General features: G+C 74.6%; 12 protein-coding genes. All 12 read right to left on the bottom strand.

The features are described 5' to 3' along the window. Positions 1 to 44 precede the first annotated feature (44 nt). Positions 45 to 1,283: a cytochrome P450 family protein gene (locus ACZ4SF_RS23095; protein ID WP_468387491.1), complete on the bottom strand. Its 1,239-nt coding sequence runs from the start codon at positions 1,281 to 1,283 to the stop codon at positions 45 to 47. 9 nt (positions 1,284 to 1,292) lie between these two features. Beyond that, on the bottom strand, positions 1,293 to 3,119 hold the full coding sequence (asnB, locus tag ACZ4SF_RS23090; protein WP_468387489.1) for an asparagine synthase (glutamine-hydrolyzing): 1,827 nt from the start codon (positions 3,117 to 3,119) through the stop codon (positions 1,293 to 1,295). 16 nt (positions 3,120 to 3,135) lie between these two features. After that, on the bottom strand, positions 3,136 to 4,548 hold the full coding sequence (locus ACZ4SF_RS23085; RefSeq protein WP_468387487.1) for an MFS transporter: 1,413 nt from the start codon (positions 4,546 to 4,548) through the stop codon (positions 3,136 to 3,138). Then, positions 4,545 to 5,351, bottom strand: a complete 807-nt coding sequence (locus tag ACZ4SF_RS23080) for an ABC transporter ATP-binding protein (RefSeq protein WP_468387485.1) — start codon at positions 5,349 to 5,351, stop codon at positions 4,545 to 4,547. Before ACZ4SF_RS23080 ends, ACZ4SF_RS23085 begins: the two co-directional genes overlap by 4 nt. Continuing rightward, positions 5,348 to 6,424, bottom strand: coding sequence for a FecCD family ABC transporter permease (locus ACZ4SF_RS23075; RefSeq protein WP_468387483.1), 1,077 nt, complete (start codon positions 6,422 to 6,424; stop codon positions 5,348 to 5,350). The genes ACZ4SF_RS23080 and ACZ4SF_RS23075 overlap by 4 nt, the downstream gene beginning before the upstream one ends. A 2-nt stretch (positions 6,425 to 6,426) precedes the next feature. Then, positions 6,427 to 7,500 (bottom strand): ABC transporter substrate-binding protein, encoded by a 1,074-nt coding sequence (locus tag ACZ4SF_RS23070; RefSeq protein ID WP_468387481.1) that lies wholly within the window; start codon positions 7,498 to 7,500, stop codon positions 6,427 to 6,429. A 249-nt stretch (positions 7,501 to 7,749) separates the two neighbouring features. Beyond that, positions 7,750 to 8,364: a sigma-70 family RNA polymerase sigma factor gene (locus ACZ4SF_RS23065; protein ID WP_468387479.1), complete on the bottom strand. Its 615-nt coding sequence runs from the start codon at positions 8,362 to 8,364 to the stop codon at positions 7,750 to 7,752. A gap of 168 nt (positions 8,365 to 8,532) precedes the next feature. After that, positions 8,533 to 9,258 (bottom strand): hypothetical protein, encoded by a 726-nt coding sequence (locus ACZ4SF_RS23060; RefSeq protein ID WP_468387477.1) that lies wholly within the window; start codon positions 9,256 to 9,258, stop codon positions 8,533 to 8,535. 117 nt (positions 9,259 to 9,375) lie between these two features. Then, positions 9,376 to 9,900 (bottom strand): copper chaperone PCu(A)C, encoded by a 525-nt coding sequence (locus ACZ4SF_RS23055; protein ID WP_468387475.1) that lies wholly within the window; start codon positions 9,898 to 9,900, stop codon positions 9,376 to 9,378. Between the two features lie 198 nt (positions 9,901 to 10,098). Beyond that, on the bottom strand, positions 10,099 to 12,420 hold the full coding sequence (locus ACZ4SF_RS23050) for a heavy metal translocating P-type ATPase (RefSeq protein WP_468387473.1): 2,322 nt from the start codon (positions 12,418 to 12,420) through the stop codon (positions 10,099 to 10,101). After that, positions 12,420 to 12,665: a hypothetical protein gene (locus ACZ4SF_RS23045; RefSeq protein WP_468387471.1), complete on the bottom strand. Its 246-nt coding sequence runs from the start codon at positions 12,663 to 12,665 to the stop codon at positions 12,420 to 12,422. Before ACZ4SF_RS23045 ends, ACZ4SF_RS23050 begins: the two co-directional genes overlap by 1 nt. 311 nt (positions 12,666 to 12,976) lie before the next feature. Further along, positions 12,977 to 13,387, bottom strand: coding sequence for a hypothetical protein (locus ACZ4SF_RS23040; RefSeq protein ID WP_468387469.1), 411 nt, complete (start codon positions 13,385 to 13,387; stop codon positions 12,977 to 12,979). Positions 13,388 to 13,461 lie beyond the last annotated feature (74 nt).

Below are 13,461 nucleotides of genomic sequence, written 5' to 3'. Positions count from 1 at the left end.
GGCCGGGGCGCCGCCGGTCGGGGAGCGGGGTGCGGGCGCCGGGCTCAGAGCCGTCGGTCGTAGCCCACCGGCAGCTGGTGCGTGCCGCGGCCGAGGACCGCCGGGGTCCACTCGATGTCCTCGTCGCGGATGGCGAGGTGCAGTCCGGGCAGACGCCTCAGCAGGGCGCCGAGGGCGATGCGCAGCTCGGCGCGGGCGAGGGCGGCTCCGGGGCAGAAGTGGATGCCGTGGCCGAAGGCCAGGTGGGGGTTGGGTGAGCGGTCGAGGTCCAGGGTGCCGGGGCCGGGGAAGCGGCGGGGGTCGCGGTTGGCCGCGCACAGGGAGACGATCACCGAGTCGCCGGCCGGGACGCGGGTGCCGTGCAGGTCGCTGTCCCGGTCGAAAAAGCGCCAGGTGGTCAGCTCGAAGGCGCTGTCGTAGCGCAGGAGTTCCTCGACCGCGCGGGGCAGCAGGCTCTCGTCCTCGCGCAGACGGGCGAGTTCGGGCGGATTGCGGAACAGGGCGATCAGGGACGTGGTGAGCTGGTTGGTGACCGGCTCCTGGCCCGCCACCAGCAGCTGGAAGATCATCGAGTCCAGCTCCTCCGGGGAGAGTTCCCCCTGGTCCCGGGCCATGACGAGGCGGCTCAGCAGGTCGTCCCCGGCATGCTCGCGCTTGTGGGCCACCACCTCGGCGATGTAACTCTGCAGTCCGTGCAGGCGGGCCTCGTACAGCGGGCGACCGGGGTCCGTCGGGCCGACGGGCTGGACGACCCTGCCCCAGTCGCGGTCGAAGCGGGTGGCCAGCTCCGGTGGCAGGCCGATGACTTCGGACAGGACCTGGAACGGGAAGGGAGCCGCGAAGGCGGGGACCAGATCGGTGGGGCCCGTGTCCGGGAGCGCGTCGATGAGGTCGTCCGCGAGTTGCCGGAAACGGGGAAGGAGACGCTCGATGCGGCGCGGGGTGAACGCGTCGGTGACGTAGCGCCGCATGCGGGTGTGCTGCGGCGGGTCCTGGTGGAGCAGGTGAACCTGGAGCTGTGAGTGCTGGGGTTCGGGCATGATCGAGGCGCGGGCGCGCCAGCGGTCGTTGCCGCGGTCGTGGTTCTTGCCCAGGCGCTCGTCGTTCAGGGCGCAATGGGCGGAGTCGTAACCGGTGACCAGCCAGGCCCGTACCCCGCTGGGGAAGAGGACGCGGTGGACCGGGCCCGCCTCTCGCATCCGCTCGTACAGGGGGTAGGGGTCGGTCTTGTAGGGGCGGCCCAGCAGGGGGACCGGGTCGGGCAGGGGTTCTGGCGGGGTCAAGGGTGCTCCTCAGAGGGACAGTTCGGGGCGGTAGTGGTCCAGCCACAGGGCCAGGTCGACCACGCGTTCGAGGCGCAGGCGGTGGCCCCACTCCAGCCGCTCGGGCGGGGTGTCGAGACACGGCTTGATGCGGGTCTCGTCGGCCAGGGCGCGGACCTGTTCGGCGGCGAGGGCGTCACGGGCCAGGTTCTGCAGTCCGCGGTTGTAGTCGGGGTGGTGGGTGGCCGGGTAGTGGTTCTTGGGGCGGTGCAGCACCGAGTCCGGGGCGAGGCCGGTCCCGACGGCGCGCAGCAGGCTCTTCTCACGGCCGTCGAAGGTCTTCAGCGCCCAGGGCGTGCCGAACGCGTACTCGACGAGCCGGTGGTCGCAGTACGGGACGCGCACTTCCACGCCCTGGGCCATGCTGAGCCGGTCCTTGCGGTGCAGCAGCTGGCGCAGCCACCGGGTCAGGGACAGGTGCTGCATCTCGCGCTGCCGGTGTTCGGCGGGGGTCTCACCGTCCAGGTGCGGTACGGCGGCCAGTGCGCTGCGGTACGTGTCGTCGCGGAACTCGGCGATGCGCAGATCGAGTCCGGGGTTCAGGGGCATGGCCGCCTCGTCGCCGGTCACCAGCAGCCACGGGAACGTGTGCGCGGCCAGCGCCGTCGGCTGGTGGAACCAGGGGTAGCCGCCGAAGACCTCGTCGGCCGCCTCGCCGGACAGGGCGACGGTGGAATGCTGCCGTATCTCGCCGAAGAGGAGGTACAGGGAGGTGTCCATGTCACCGACGCCGATCGGCGAGTCGCGGGCCACGACGACCGCCGTGCGGTGCTCGGGGTCGAGCAGGGCGCGCGGGTCGAGGACGACGGTGCTGTGGTCGGTGCCGATGAAGGCGCCGGCTTCGGCGGCGTACGGGGTGTCGTGGCCCGTACGCAGCACGTCCGCCGTGAAGCGGGACGCCTGGTCGCTGTAGTCGACGGCGTACGAGCGGACGCGGGCGTCCGGGCCCTCGCGCAGCCGTAGTTCCTCCGCGAGCAGGGCCGTCACAACGGTGGAGTCGATGCCTCCGGAGAGCAGGCTGCACAGGGGTACGTCCGCCTCCAGCCGGCTGCGGGCCGCCGCGCCGACCAGGTCCCGGATCCGTTCCACCGTCGCCTCGCGGTCGTCGGTGTGCTCCTGGGCCGTCAGCTGCCACCAGCGGCGTTCGCGGATGCCGTCCCGGTCCAGGACCAGCAGTCCGCCGGGCTCGACCTCCCGTACCCCGGACCACACCGTCGGCCCGGTGTTGAACAGCAGGCTGTACGCCTCGCGCAGCCCGTCGGCGTCCACTCGGGGCCGTATCTCCGGGTGGGCGAAGAGGGCCTTGGGCTCGGAGGCGAAGGCCAGGCCGCCGTCGACCGCGGACCAGAACAGCGGCTTGACGCCGAGCCGGTCGCGCACCAGCAGCAGTCGCTCGGCGCGCTCGTCCCATACGGCGAAGGCGAACATGCCCTCCAGCCGGCCGGCCGCCTCCTCGCCCCACTCGGCGTACGCCCGCAGCACCACCTCGGTGTCGCTGCGGGTGCGGAACTCATGCCCCAGGCCGCGCAGTTCCGTGCGCAGCCGGTGGTGGTTGTAGATCTCGCCGCTGTAGGTGAGCACGATGTCCGGCCGGCCGGGCCGGTCCGTCATCGGCTGCACACCGCCGGGCAGGTCGAGGACGGCCAGCCGCCGGTGGCCGACGGCGGCGTGTTCGCCGAGCCAGACGCCTCCGGCGTCGGGGCCGCGGCGGGTGAGGGCGGTGGTCATGGCCTCGATGACCGGCCGCCGGGTGCGGGCATCGTGGTGGTACGACGCCCAGCCGGTGATTCCGCACATGCGGGTGACTCCTCGGTCAGTTCCGGGCGGCGGGCGCCGCACCGGTGGTCGCGTCCGGCCCGGTGGCCGGGTGGCGGGCGGGCAGGGCGAGCAGGAGTACGGCGAGACAGGCGGCGGCAGCGGCCAGGGCCAGCCCGGCGTGCACGCCGACGCCGGGTCCCGCCAGGCTCCCGGCGGCGGTCGCCAGGGCCGGGCCCAGGGTGAAGCCGAGGCTGCGGGCGAGCTGGACGGTGGAGCCGGCGGTCGCGGTCCGCTCCGGCGGGGCCGCGCCCATGACCAGGGCCTGCACCGGGCCGCCGGTCAGGCCCATGCCGATGCCGGCCGACGCCAGCCGCCAGGCGACGTCCGGCGGGGTCCAGCCGGCTCCCAGGGGTACGAGCAGGAGCAGGCCGGCCGCGGTGAGAGCGGCGCCGGCGACCGCCACCGGCCGGGCGCCGTACCTGTCGGCGAGGCGCCCGCCCAGCGGGCCGGCCAGGCCCATCCCGAGCGGGAAGGCCAGCACCGTGAGCCCGGTGGCCGTGGCGCCGGCACCGTCGCGCTGGAGGTGCAGGGCGACGACGTAGTGCATGGCGGCGAAGCCGGCCGCCGACGCCAGCACCGCGCCGTGGGCCCGGAGCAGTCCCGGGACGCGCAGCACGCCGGTCACCTGACGCCCGCCCGGACCGCGCAGCCACCACCCGAGCGGCGGGACGGCGGCGAGGGCGAGCACCAGCCAGGCCGGACGGTCCGCCGTCAGGGTCAGCGCCAGCAGCAGGGCCGCCATGCCACCGGCCACCAGGAGGGCGTCCAACACCGCTCGCCGACCGGGCCGGGGCGGCTCGTCCGGGAGGGTGGTCTGTGCTCTCGGGGCACCCGGAGCAGGCGGCACCCTCAGCACCAGCAGCAGGGCGAGCAGACAGAACGGGAGCTTGACGAGGAAGACGGAGTGCCAGTCCAGACGGTCCAGCAGCAGTCCGCCCACGGCCGGTCCGGTGACCGCGCCCAGCGGGCCAAGGGTCGCGGGCACGCTCATCGCCCGCCCTCGGTGTTCGGGCCGTACGGAGCGGATCGCGAGCACCGGCATCAGCACGAACAGCACCGCCCCGCAGGCGCCCTGGGCGAGGCGGGCGGCGATGAGCCAGGCGGCCCAGGGAGCCATGGCCGCGAGCGCGCTGCACAGGGCGAAGCCGGTGGTCGCGGCGAGCACGGCGAGGCGCGTGTCCACGCCGTCCAGCCGACGTCCGGCGGGCAACAAGAGGGCGACCACGGGCAGTTGGTAGCCGAGGACGGCCCACTGGGCGGTCGCGGCGGACACGTGCAGGCCGTCGGCGATGTCCGCGAGTGCCACGTTGACGATGTTCATGTCGAGCATCGCGACGAACGACAGGATGCCCGCCACGGCAACCAGTGCCCAGCGTTCCTCGCCGGGCCGTATGTGATCGCCGGTCATCGGTGCGCCGCCCCGGGAAGCGTGGTGGCCGCGGCCGGTTCCCGGTGGTCGAAGGCGATCAGCGGGTCGCCGGTGAGGGGGTGGTCCACCACGGCCGCCCGGACGCCGAACACCCCGGCCATCAGCTCCGGGGTGAGGACCTCGCGTGGCCGGCCGGAGGCGACGACCGCTCCCGCATGCAGGACGTGCAGCCGGTCACAGACGGACGCGGCGGCGTTGAGGTCGTGCAGCGACACCAGGACGGTACGGTGCCGGGCGCGCAGCAGGGCGAGCAACTCGACCTGGTGGCGGACGTCGAGATGGTTGGTCGGCTCGTCCAGCACGAGGACGTCCGTGTCCTGGGCGAACGCCCGTGCCAGCAGCACACGTTGGCGCTCGCCGCCGGACAGGTCCGTGAACCGCCGCCCCGCCCGTCCCGCCATGCCGACGTCGGCCAGGGCGCGGGCGACCATGTCCCGGTCGGCGGCGCCCTCCCCCTCGAACGCCCGCTTGTAGGGCGTACGGCCCATCGCGACGACCTCGCGCACGGTCAGCTCGAAGTCGCTCCCGCGCTCCTGCGGCAACGCAGCCACGTGCCGCGCCGACCGGACCGCGGTCAGTTCCCGCAGGTCGGTGCCGGCCAGCAGGACGCGCCCCGCGGCGGGCTTCAGATGCCGGTAGACGGTGCGCAGCAGCGTGGACTTGCCGCTGCCGTTCGGGCCGACCAGGCCGGTGATCTCGCCGTCGGCGGCGATGAGGTGCGCGCCCGCGACCACCGTACGGCCGGCGTAGGCGACGTGCAGGTCCTCGACGTCGATCCTCAACTGCCGCTCCCCAGCCGCCGGTCCAGCAGATACAGCAGGGCCGGCGCCCCGAGCAGCGAGGTGACCACGCCCACCGGCAGCTCCTGCGTGTCCATGGCCGTACGGCAGACGATGTCGACCACGACCAGCAGCACCGCGCCGAACAGCGCGGAGACCGGCAACAGGCGCCGGTGGTCGCCGCCGACCACCAGCCGGCAGACGTGCGGCACCATCAGCGCGACGAAGGCGATCGCGCCGGACACGGCGACCAGCACGCCGGTCAGCACGCTGGTGACCGTGAACAGTTCGCGGCGCAGCCGGGTGACGTCGATGCCGAGCCCGGCAGCCGTCTCGTCGCCCAGCAGCAGGGCGTTCAGGCCCCGGGCGCGCGCCTGCAGCCAGAGCAGGGCGACGGGTACGGCGACGGCCGGTACCGCGAGCAGTTCCCAGTTCGCTCCGCCGAGACTGCCCATGAGCCAGAACAGCACGCTGTGCGTCTGCTGCTCGTCGCCCGCCTGCAGCACCAGATAGCTGGTGAAGCCGGACAGGAACTGGCCGACCGCGACGCCGGCCAGCACCAGCCGCAGCGGCGCGAATCCCCCGCCCCGCCGGGCCACCGCCCACACCAGCGCGAAAGTGGCCAGGGCACCGGCGAAGGCGGCGCCGGACAGACCGAGGCCCAGGGTGCCGCCCGCGCCGGCCCCGAGCACGATCGCGGCGACCGCGCCGAGGGAGGCGCCGTTGGAGACGCCCAGCAGATAGGGGTCGGCCAGCGGGTTGCGCACCAGCGCCTGTACCGCCGTGCCGACGAGCCCGAGTCCCGCGCCGACCAGCGCCGCGAGCAGGGCGCGGGGGACGCGCAGCTGCCAGACGATCAGGTCGTCGGTGCCGGGCCGGGGTGCCTCGCCGGACAGCCGGCGCCCCACCACGGCCCACACCTCGGCGGGCGGTACGGACGTCGAGCCCCAGGCCACCGCGGCCGTCAGCGCGGCCGCCAGGGCCACCGCGAGGGCCACCGCCAGGGGGCCCGCGGGCACACTGCGCGTCCGCGCGGCGGCGTCCGCGGTCCTGCGGCGCAGCAGGGTCGTGGGCATGGTCAGCGGACCTTGCCCGGGTGGAGGGCCGCGGCGATCTCCCGGACCGTGTCGGCGTTCCGCACGCCCGCGATGGTCGTCCGCTCCGAGCCGATGCGCAGGAGCCGGCCCTTCTTCACCGCATCGAGGCCCTTGGTGGCCGCGTTGGACTTCAGCCACTGTTCGGCCTCGTCGAACGCCTTGTCGTTCGCCGCCTCGCTGCCCCGGTCGCGGATCCCGAGCTGGATCCAGTCCGGGTTCCTGGCGATGACGTCCTCCCAGCCGACCTGCCGGTGGTCGGCGGCGCAGTCCGCGAAGGCGTTGCGGGCGCCCGCCAGGGTGATCACGGCGTTGGCGATCTGGCGGTTGCAGACGACGGTGGGCCGGCTGGTGCCGGCGTCGTAGTCGAAGAAGAAGTACGTCGGCCGCTCGTTCTCCGGCGTGCCGCCGACCGCCTTGCGGACGGCGTCCACCTTCTCCCGCATCCCGGCGACCAGCTTCTTCGCCTGCGCGCTCGTGCCGGTGACCGCGCCGAGGGAGGTGATGTCGGCCTCCACCGCGGACAGGTCGGTCACCGGGGTTCCGCGCTGCGCCGCGCAGGCGGTGGACTTCAGATAGACGTGCTTGATCCCGGCCGCCGCGAACTCCTGCGCGGTGGGTGCGTCGCCCATTCCGCCGCCGCCCATGCCGCCCATGGAGGCGAAGGTGTCGATGTACAGGTCGGCGCCGGAGCCGAGCAGCTTCTCCTTGGGGACGACGGTCCGGCTCAGCACCTTCACCTGCTGCGCCCGCGCGTCGAGCGGGCCGGGCAACGTGCCCTTGCCGGGCGGGAAGCCGGTGCCGATCACCTTGTCGCCGGCGCCGAGGCGCAGCAGCAGTTCGAGACCGGAGGCGTTGCTGGTGACGATCCTGCCGGGCACCGCGGAGAAGGTGGTTCTGGCGCCCGTGCAGTCGGTGACGGAGACCGGGCGGCCACCCGCACCTCCGGTCTTCCCCGAGCCCCCGCCGCCGGTGTCCTGCTCCCCGCCGCCGCAGCCGGCCGCCAGCAGACCGCCGAGCACGACGGCCGCCGTACCGCCCCACACACGCGAACGCATCGAACAACTCCCGGAATTCACTCGGTACGCGGGCGAACCTCCGTCACCCGGTCCAGAAGTCGGACCGAACTGGTCTGGAGTTCCCGGGAGGTTGAAGGCGGGTCCGGGGGAGCCGGGGCCGGGGGGGGTGCCTGGGCTGGGGGGAGCCGGGGCCGGGGGGAGCCGGGGCCGGGGGGAGCCGGGGCCGGGGGGTGCCGGTGCCGGGGGGTGCCGGTGCCGGGGCTGTCGGTGCCGGCACCCCTGTGGGCGTCAGGCCGCCAGAGCGGCCGGTCGTTCCGCCTCGTCCAGCAGGGCCGCCAGGGTCGCGCGGGCCCGGGCCACGCGGGAGCGGACCGTACCGATCGGGCAGTCGCTGACCTCGGCCGCCTCCGCGTAGGGCAGACCGAGCAACTGCGTGAGGATGAACGCCTCCCGGCGGTCGGCGGGCAGCGCCGCCAGCAGATCCAGCAGCGCGATGCCGTCGTCGAAGCCGGGCAGCCCGCACGGCTGGGCCAGCTCGACGGCCACCTGCCAGTCCGGTACGTCCGACAGCCGTGGCCGGGCGGCGGCGTACCGGTAACTGTCGATCACCGCGCGGCGCGCGATGGACAGCAGCCAGGCCCGGGCCGAGGAACGCCCCTCGAACCGGTGCAGGCTGCCGAGCGCCCGCAGGAACGTGTCCTGCGCGAGGTCGTCCACAGCCTGGGGATCGCCGCACAGATGGGCGACATAGCGCTGGACGTCCCGGTGCAGGGCGCCCACGAACTGCTCGACGGCGTCCGCGTCACCGCCCCGGGCGGCCAGCGCCCATGCGGTGACCGCTTCGTCGGGCGCCGCCGTCGTGTCGCTTCCGGCGCGCGAGGTGGGCAGGGCTGAGGTCATCACCTGGTGTCCTTCTCGGGTCGACCGTGACCCGGACCGGTGGCGCACGACAGCGCCCGGCCCGGTGAAGTGGGAAGACGGCCCTACGACGCGATGGCGCGTCAGCGCCTGTGCGGTCGTACGGCCGTGGCCCGAGGCGCCACCCGGGCAGCCTCGGGAAACCAGCTGTCTTCAGACGACAGCAGGTCCCACCGGCGGACCCCGGGAAGTGATCGCGTGGACGAGCAGGAGAAGCCGCGGCGCCCGGTCCGAGCGGCCCCGGCGCGGGCGCAGGCGTGGACGGTCCGGGGTGACGGGCAGCGCGAGCAGCAGGCCCAGCGGCGCCGCCAGCCACGCGGCCGCGGCCCGCAGGATCCGGAAGGCGGCCTTCTCGCCGTACGCCAGCCACAGGCCGCACAGCAGGGCGGCGAGCAGGTGGGCGGCGAGCATGCCGAGCGACGACGAACCGCCGTCCATGACGTGGTGCAGGGGGTTCAGGTGGCCCATATGCCCCATGCCCCCATGGGCGTCCCGATGGCCCATGTCCATGGATCCCATGCCGCCCATGTCCATGGACCCCACGCCGCTCATGTCCATGGAACCCATACCGCCCATGTCCACGGGGTCCCCGCCGCTCATGGGGAAGGAGGCGGGGGCACCGGATGCCGACTGGGCGTAGGAGAACGCCTCGTGCAGCACGGTCTGGGCGACGACCACGACCGTCACGATCAGCGGCAGCCCGCGCTCACGCCCCGCCAGACACCAGCCGGCGGCACCGGTCACGGCCGCGCCGGCGGCCAGCGCCCACGCCGGCACGTCGTTGCCGGACATCAGGACGTGGCCCAGGGCGGCGAGCAGCACACAGACGGCCGCGAACACCGCGGCCCGTGTCGTGCGCGCACACCACCCTGCTGTCATGGCGCCTCATCCTCGCATCCGGGGTGCGTCGTCATGCCTGGGTACGGAAATCCACGGGGTGTTCCACTCACTTTCCGCGCTGTGATCCAGGCCACGGACCGGCACGGTGTCCGCCGGTCACCGGACTCGGTCACCGGGGCGGACCACGACCGCGAGCGTCCTGACCGGCGCGCTGTGCGCGAAGTGCAGCGTGAACGGCACGAGGTCGCCCTCCCGCCAGCCGGCCGCGGCGCGCAGGGTCACGTCCGCGCCGTGCGGGGACATGGACAGCGTGCCGCCGGCCGGCACCATGACCGAGTCCACGTCGGCCCGGTACGCGGCTGCGCCGCCGGTGACGGTGCGGTGCCGGCTGAGGGCGATGCCGCCGCGCGTGGCGGTGGACGTCACCCGGACCAGCCGGTCGTCCGCTCCGCCCGCGTTGGCGACGTCGAAGAACGCCGCGGTCTGCGTGCTGTCGCCGTACGGCAGGAGGACCCGCCCCGAGGACACGGCGATCCGCGGCGGACTGCCCGCCTTCCCCGCCCCGACCCAGGTCGTGAGGCCGCCCAGGGCGACACTGCACACGGCCACGGGCACGAGCACGGCCGACAGCGCACCGGCCGGCCGGCGACCCGAAGGCCACCACAGGTGCTGCCCGGTCATCGGCTGCACCTCCGGGCGGTCATGGGGTACGTCCTCGCGCTCATCAGGTACGCCTCCGCGCGGTCGCCGGGACAGGTCTCCGCGCCCATCGGACAGGTCCCCGCTCCGTCGTCGGGACACGTCTCCGCGCTCATCGGACAGGCCCCCGCACGACCACCCGGATACGTCTCCGCGCTCATCAGGCGCCCCTCCGGCCGGTCATCGGCTGTGTCTCCGCGTCGGTGACGGCTGCCATGTGCGTAGCCGCAGGCTGTTGCCCACCACCAGCAGGGAGCTGGCCGACATGGCGGCCGCGGCCGGCATCGGCGAGAGCAGGCCGACCATGGCGAGCGGGACGGTGACGGCGTTGTAGCCGAACGCCCAGACGAGGTTGGTGCGGATGGTGGCGAGTGTGCGCCGGGCGAGCCGGACCGCGTCCGCGAGCGCCTCGATGTCGCCGCGCACCAGCGTCACGTCGGCCGCTGCGGCGGCCACGTCGGTGCCGCCGCCCATGGCGATGCCGAGGTCGGCCCCGGCCAGTGCGGCGGCGTCGTTGACGCCGTCGCCGACGACCGCGACCCGGTGCCCCTGCCGCTGCAGGTCCCGTACGAGGTCTGCCTTGTCCTCCGGGGTGCGGCGGGCGTGCACCTCGTCGATGCCCAGGGCCGACGCCACCGCCCGCGCGGGCGCCTCCCGGTCACCCGTGGCGAGCACCGGCCGCACGCCGAGGCGCCGCAGCCGGTCCACGGCACGGTAGCTTCCGGGGCGTAGGACGTCCCCGGCCTCGATCAGCGCCTCTGGCCTGCCGTCGACGCGGACCAGGACCGGCGTGTGGCCCGCTTCCTCGGCCCCGGCCAGGGCGTCCGTGAGTACCGGGGGCAACGCGCCGTCCGGGGCGACGACTTCGACCAGCCGTCCCTCGACCCGGCCGCGTACGCCCCGCCCGGGCTCGGCGCGGAACCCGGTCGTCTCCGGCAACGGCACGTCGCCCGCGGCCCGTTGGGCGCGAGCCACGACGGCCCGGCCCAGCGGGTGCTCCGAGCCGCGCTCGGCCGCGCCGGCCAGCCGCAGCACCGTCTCCTCGCCCAGGCCGCCCGGCACGGCCGTGACGCGCACGACGGTCATGTGACCGGAGGTGAGCGTGCCCGTCTTGTCCAGCACGACCACGTCGACGTGCCGCAGTCCCTCCAACGCCTGCGGCCCGCCGACGAGCACGCCGAGCTGGGCGCCCCGCCCGGTCGCGGCCGTGAGCGCGGTCGGGGTCGCCAGGCCCAGCGCGCAGGGGCAGGCCACCACCAGGACGGCGACGCACGCGGTGACGGCGGCCTGCGGTCCGGCTCCCGCACCGAGCCAGAAGCCGAGCACGGTCACGGCCAGCGTCAGCACGGCCGGCACGAAGACGCCGGCCACCGCGTCGGCCAGCCGCTGCGCCCGTGCCTTGCCGGCCTGCGCCTCGGTCACCAGATGGGTGATGCGGGCGAGCCGGGTGCCGGCCCCGACGGCCGTCGCGCGCACCAGCAGCAGTCCGCCGGCGTTGAGGGCGCCGCCGACGACGGCGCAGCCGGGCTGCACCTCGACCGGTTCGCTCTCCCCGGTGATCAGGGACAGATCCACCGCGGAGCTGCCCTCCACCACTTCGCCGTCCGTGGCGACGCGCTCCCCGGGCCGTACGACGAAGACCTGTCCGACGGCCAACTGCTCGACCGGGACGACCCGTTCGGCGTCACCCTCGCGCAGCGTGACGTCCTTGACGGCGAGCCGGGCGAGGGAGCGGAGGGCCGCCCCGGTGCCGCGCCGGGCCCGCGCCTCCAGGAACCGGCCCGCCAGCACGAACAGCGGTACACCGACGGCCGCTTCGAGGTAGAGGTGGACGGCGGTGCCGTCCGCGGCCGACGGCACCAGAGTGAACGGCATGCGCATCCCGGGCTCCCCGGCGCCCCCGAGGAACAGCGCGTACGCGGACCAGGAGAAGGCGGCCGCCACGCCCAGCGACACCAGGGTGTCCATGGTCGCCGCCGCATAGCGCAGGCCCCGTACGGCCCGGGTGTGGAACGGCCAGGCGCTCCACACGGCGACCGGCGCGGCCAGCACGAAGCACAGCCACTGCCAGTTCCGGAACTGCAGGCCGGGCACCATCGACAGCACGAGCACCGGCACCGCGAGCAGTGCCGTGACCAGGAGCCGCTCACGCTCCTGCCGGGCTGCCCCGTCGTCCCCGGCGCCCTCGGCGTCCCCGGCCTTCCGGGCCTCCGCGGACCCCCCGGTCTCCGCGGACCCCCGGGCGTCCGCGTGCCGCCGATTCCCGGGCGGTTCGGGAAGGGCCGCCGTGTACCCGGCCTGCTGGACGGTCGCGACGAGTTCCTCGGGAGTGATCCCTGCCGGGTGACTCACCCGGGCCCGGCCGGTGGCCAGGTTGACGGTGGCGGTCACCCCCTCCAGCCTGCCGAGCTTCTTCTCGACCCGCGCCACACAGGCCGCGCAGGTCATCCCGCCGACGGTCAGATCGGTCGTCAACGGGGCGGTCACGGGGTCCGCGCCCATCAGTGCCCTCCCCCGTGCATGTCCCCCATGTCCTCGGCGCCGCCCCCGTCGCCGCCGCTGCCGTCCCGGCTGCTCGTGCCGGTCCCGTGCATGCCGGGCGCGACCGGTCCCGCGGCGGCACCGACGACGTACGACACCGCGAAGAGCAGGGCCAGCAGCAGGAGGAACCCACAGAGGGCGGGCGGGGGCGCCGCCCTGCGCGGCACCGCGCCCGTGCCGGAGCCGGACCGCCGGAACTCGTCCATCAACCGCGTCTCCCGATCACGTCGTACGGCATGGCCGGATGAGCCGTACCGATTCAGGAGTCGGGGCGAGCGGTGGGCGAGTTCCGGAGCAGCCGTGTGGCCCGGGTCACTTGGCGGACCCGCCGGGCCGTGCGTCGTTCACACTCCGGTCCCGGCCCCGGACAAAGCCCCGTCCGCTCTCCAGCACCGGCTACCGCACAACTCGCCGTCCGTTCTCCGGTCCCGGCCCCGGACAAAGCCCCGTCCGTTCTCCGGCACCGGTATCGCACAGCTCGCCGTTCGGTCTCCGGCGCCGGTGCCGCAGCGCACGCTCAGTTTCCCTTCCGGGTCCGGTTCCGGCTCCGGGTCGCGGCGGCGATCGCGGTGGCCACGACGGCGGTCGCGGCGAGGCTGCCCACCATGATCATCCCCACTCCGACGGCGAAGAGACCGGTGGAGTCGTCCGACCAGTCGTAGTAGGCGGCCGCCGTCAGGCCGGCCGTGGTGCCGAGCACCGCGCCGGCGACATGGTGCCGCGAGGCAGCCCAGTACACCGGTACCAGCAGGGTCAGCACGAGCCCGGCCACCTGCCAGGCCTGGTACGGGCCGGTCGTCGTGCCGTCGGGCTGCACGTCGTAGTGCCGGTCCCAGCCCAGCCAGGCGGCCCAGGCGGCAGCCGCCGCCACGGCCGGTACGAGGACGGGCAGCAGCCGGTGCGCGGGTGTCAGTGGTCCTTGGCTCATGGCCCCAGGGTCGCGGCGGCGCGCCGTCGCCGGCCTGAGTGCACGTACTCAGATCGGGCCCGAGTACCCAGGCC

Source organism: Streptomyces sp. NPDC027663, from assembly GCF_055566415.1.
This window is presented reverse-complemented; position numbering and strand designations above follow the sequence as displayed.

Bases quoted from the DNA above. Each gene is read 5' to 3' on its own strand.
- asnB (WP_468387489.1), bottom strand. From the start codon at position 3,119: ATGTGCGGAATCACCGGCTGGGCGTCGTACCACCACGATGCCCGCACC.
- ACZ4SF_RS23085 (WP_468387487.1), bottom strand. From the start codon at position 4,548: ATGACCGGCGATCACATACGGCCCGGCGAGGAACGCTGGGCACTGGTT.
- ACZ4SF_RS23075 (WP_468387483.1), bottom strand. From the start codon at position 6,424: ATGCCCACGACCCTGCTGCGCCGCAGGACCGCGGACGCCGCCGCGCGG.
- ACZ4SF_RS23070 (WP_468387481.1), bottom strand. From the start codon at position 7,500: ATGCGTTCGCGTGTGTGGGGCGGTACGGCGGCCGTCGTGCTCGGCGGT.
- ACZ4SF_RS23060 (WP_468387477.1), bottom strand. From the start codon at position 9,258: ATGACAGCAGGGTGGTGTGCGCGCACGACACGGGCCGCGGTGTTCGCG.
- ACZ4SF_RS23055 (WP_468387475.1), bottom strand. From the start codon at position 9,900: ATGACCGGGCAGCACCTGTGGTGGCCTTCGGGTCGCCGGCCGGCCGGT.
- ACZ4SF_RS23050 (WP_468387473.1), bottom strand. From the start codon at position 12,420: ATGGGCGCGGACCCCGTGACCGCCCCGTTGACGACCGATCTGACCGTC.
- ACZ4SF_RS23045 (WP_468387471.1), bottom strand. From the start codon at position 12,665: ATGGACGAGTTCCGGCGGTCCGGCTCCGGCACGGGCGCGGTGCCGCGC.
- ACZ4SF_RS23040 (WP_468387469.1), bottom strand. From the start codon at position 13,387: ATGAGCCAAGGACCACTGACACCCGCGCACCGGCTGCTGCCCGTCCTC.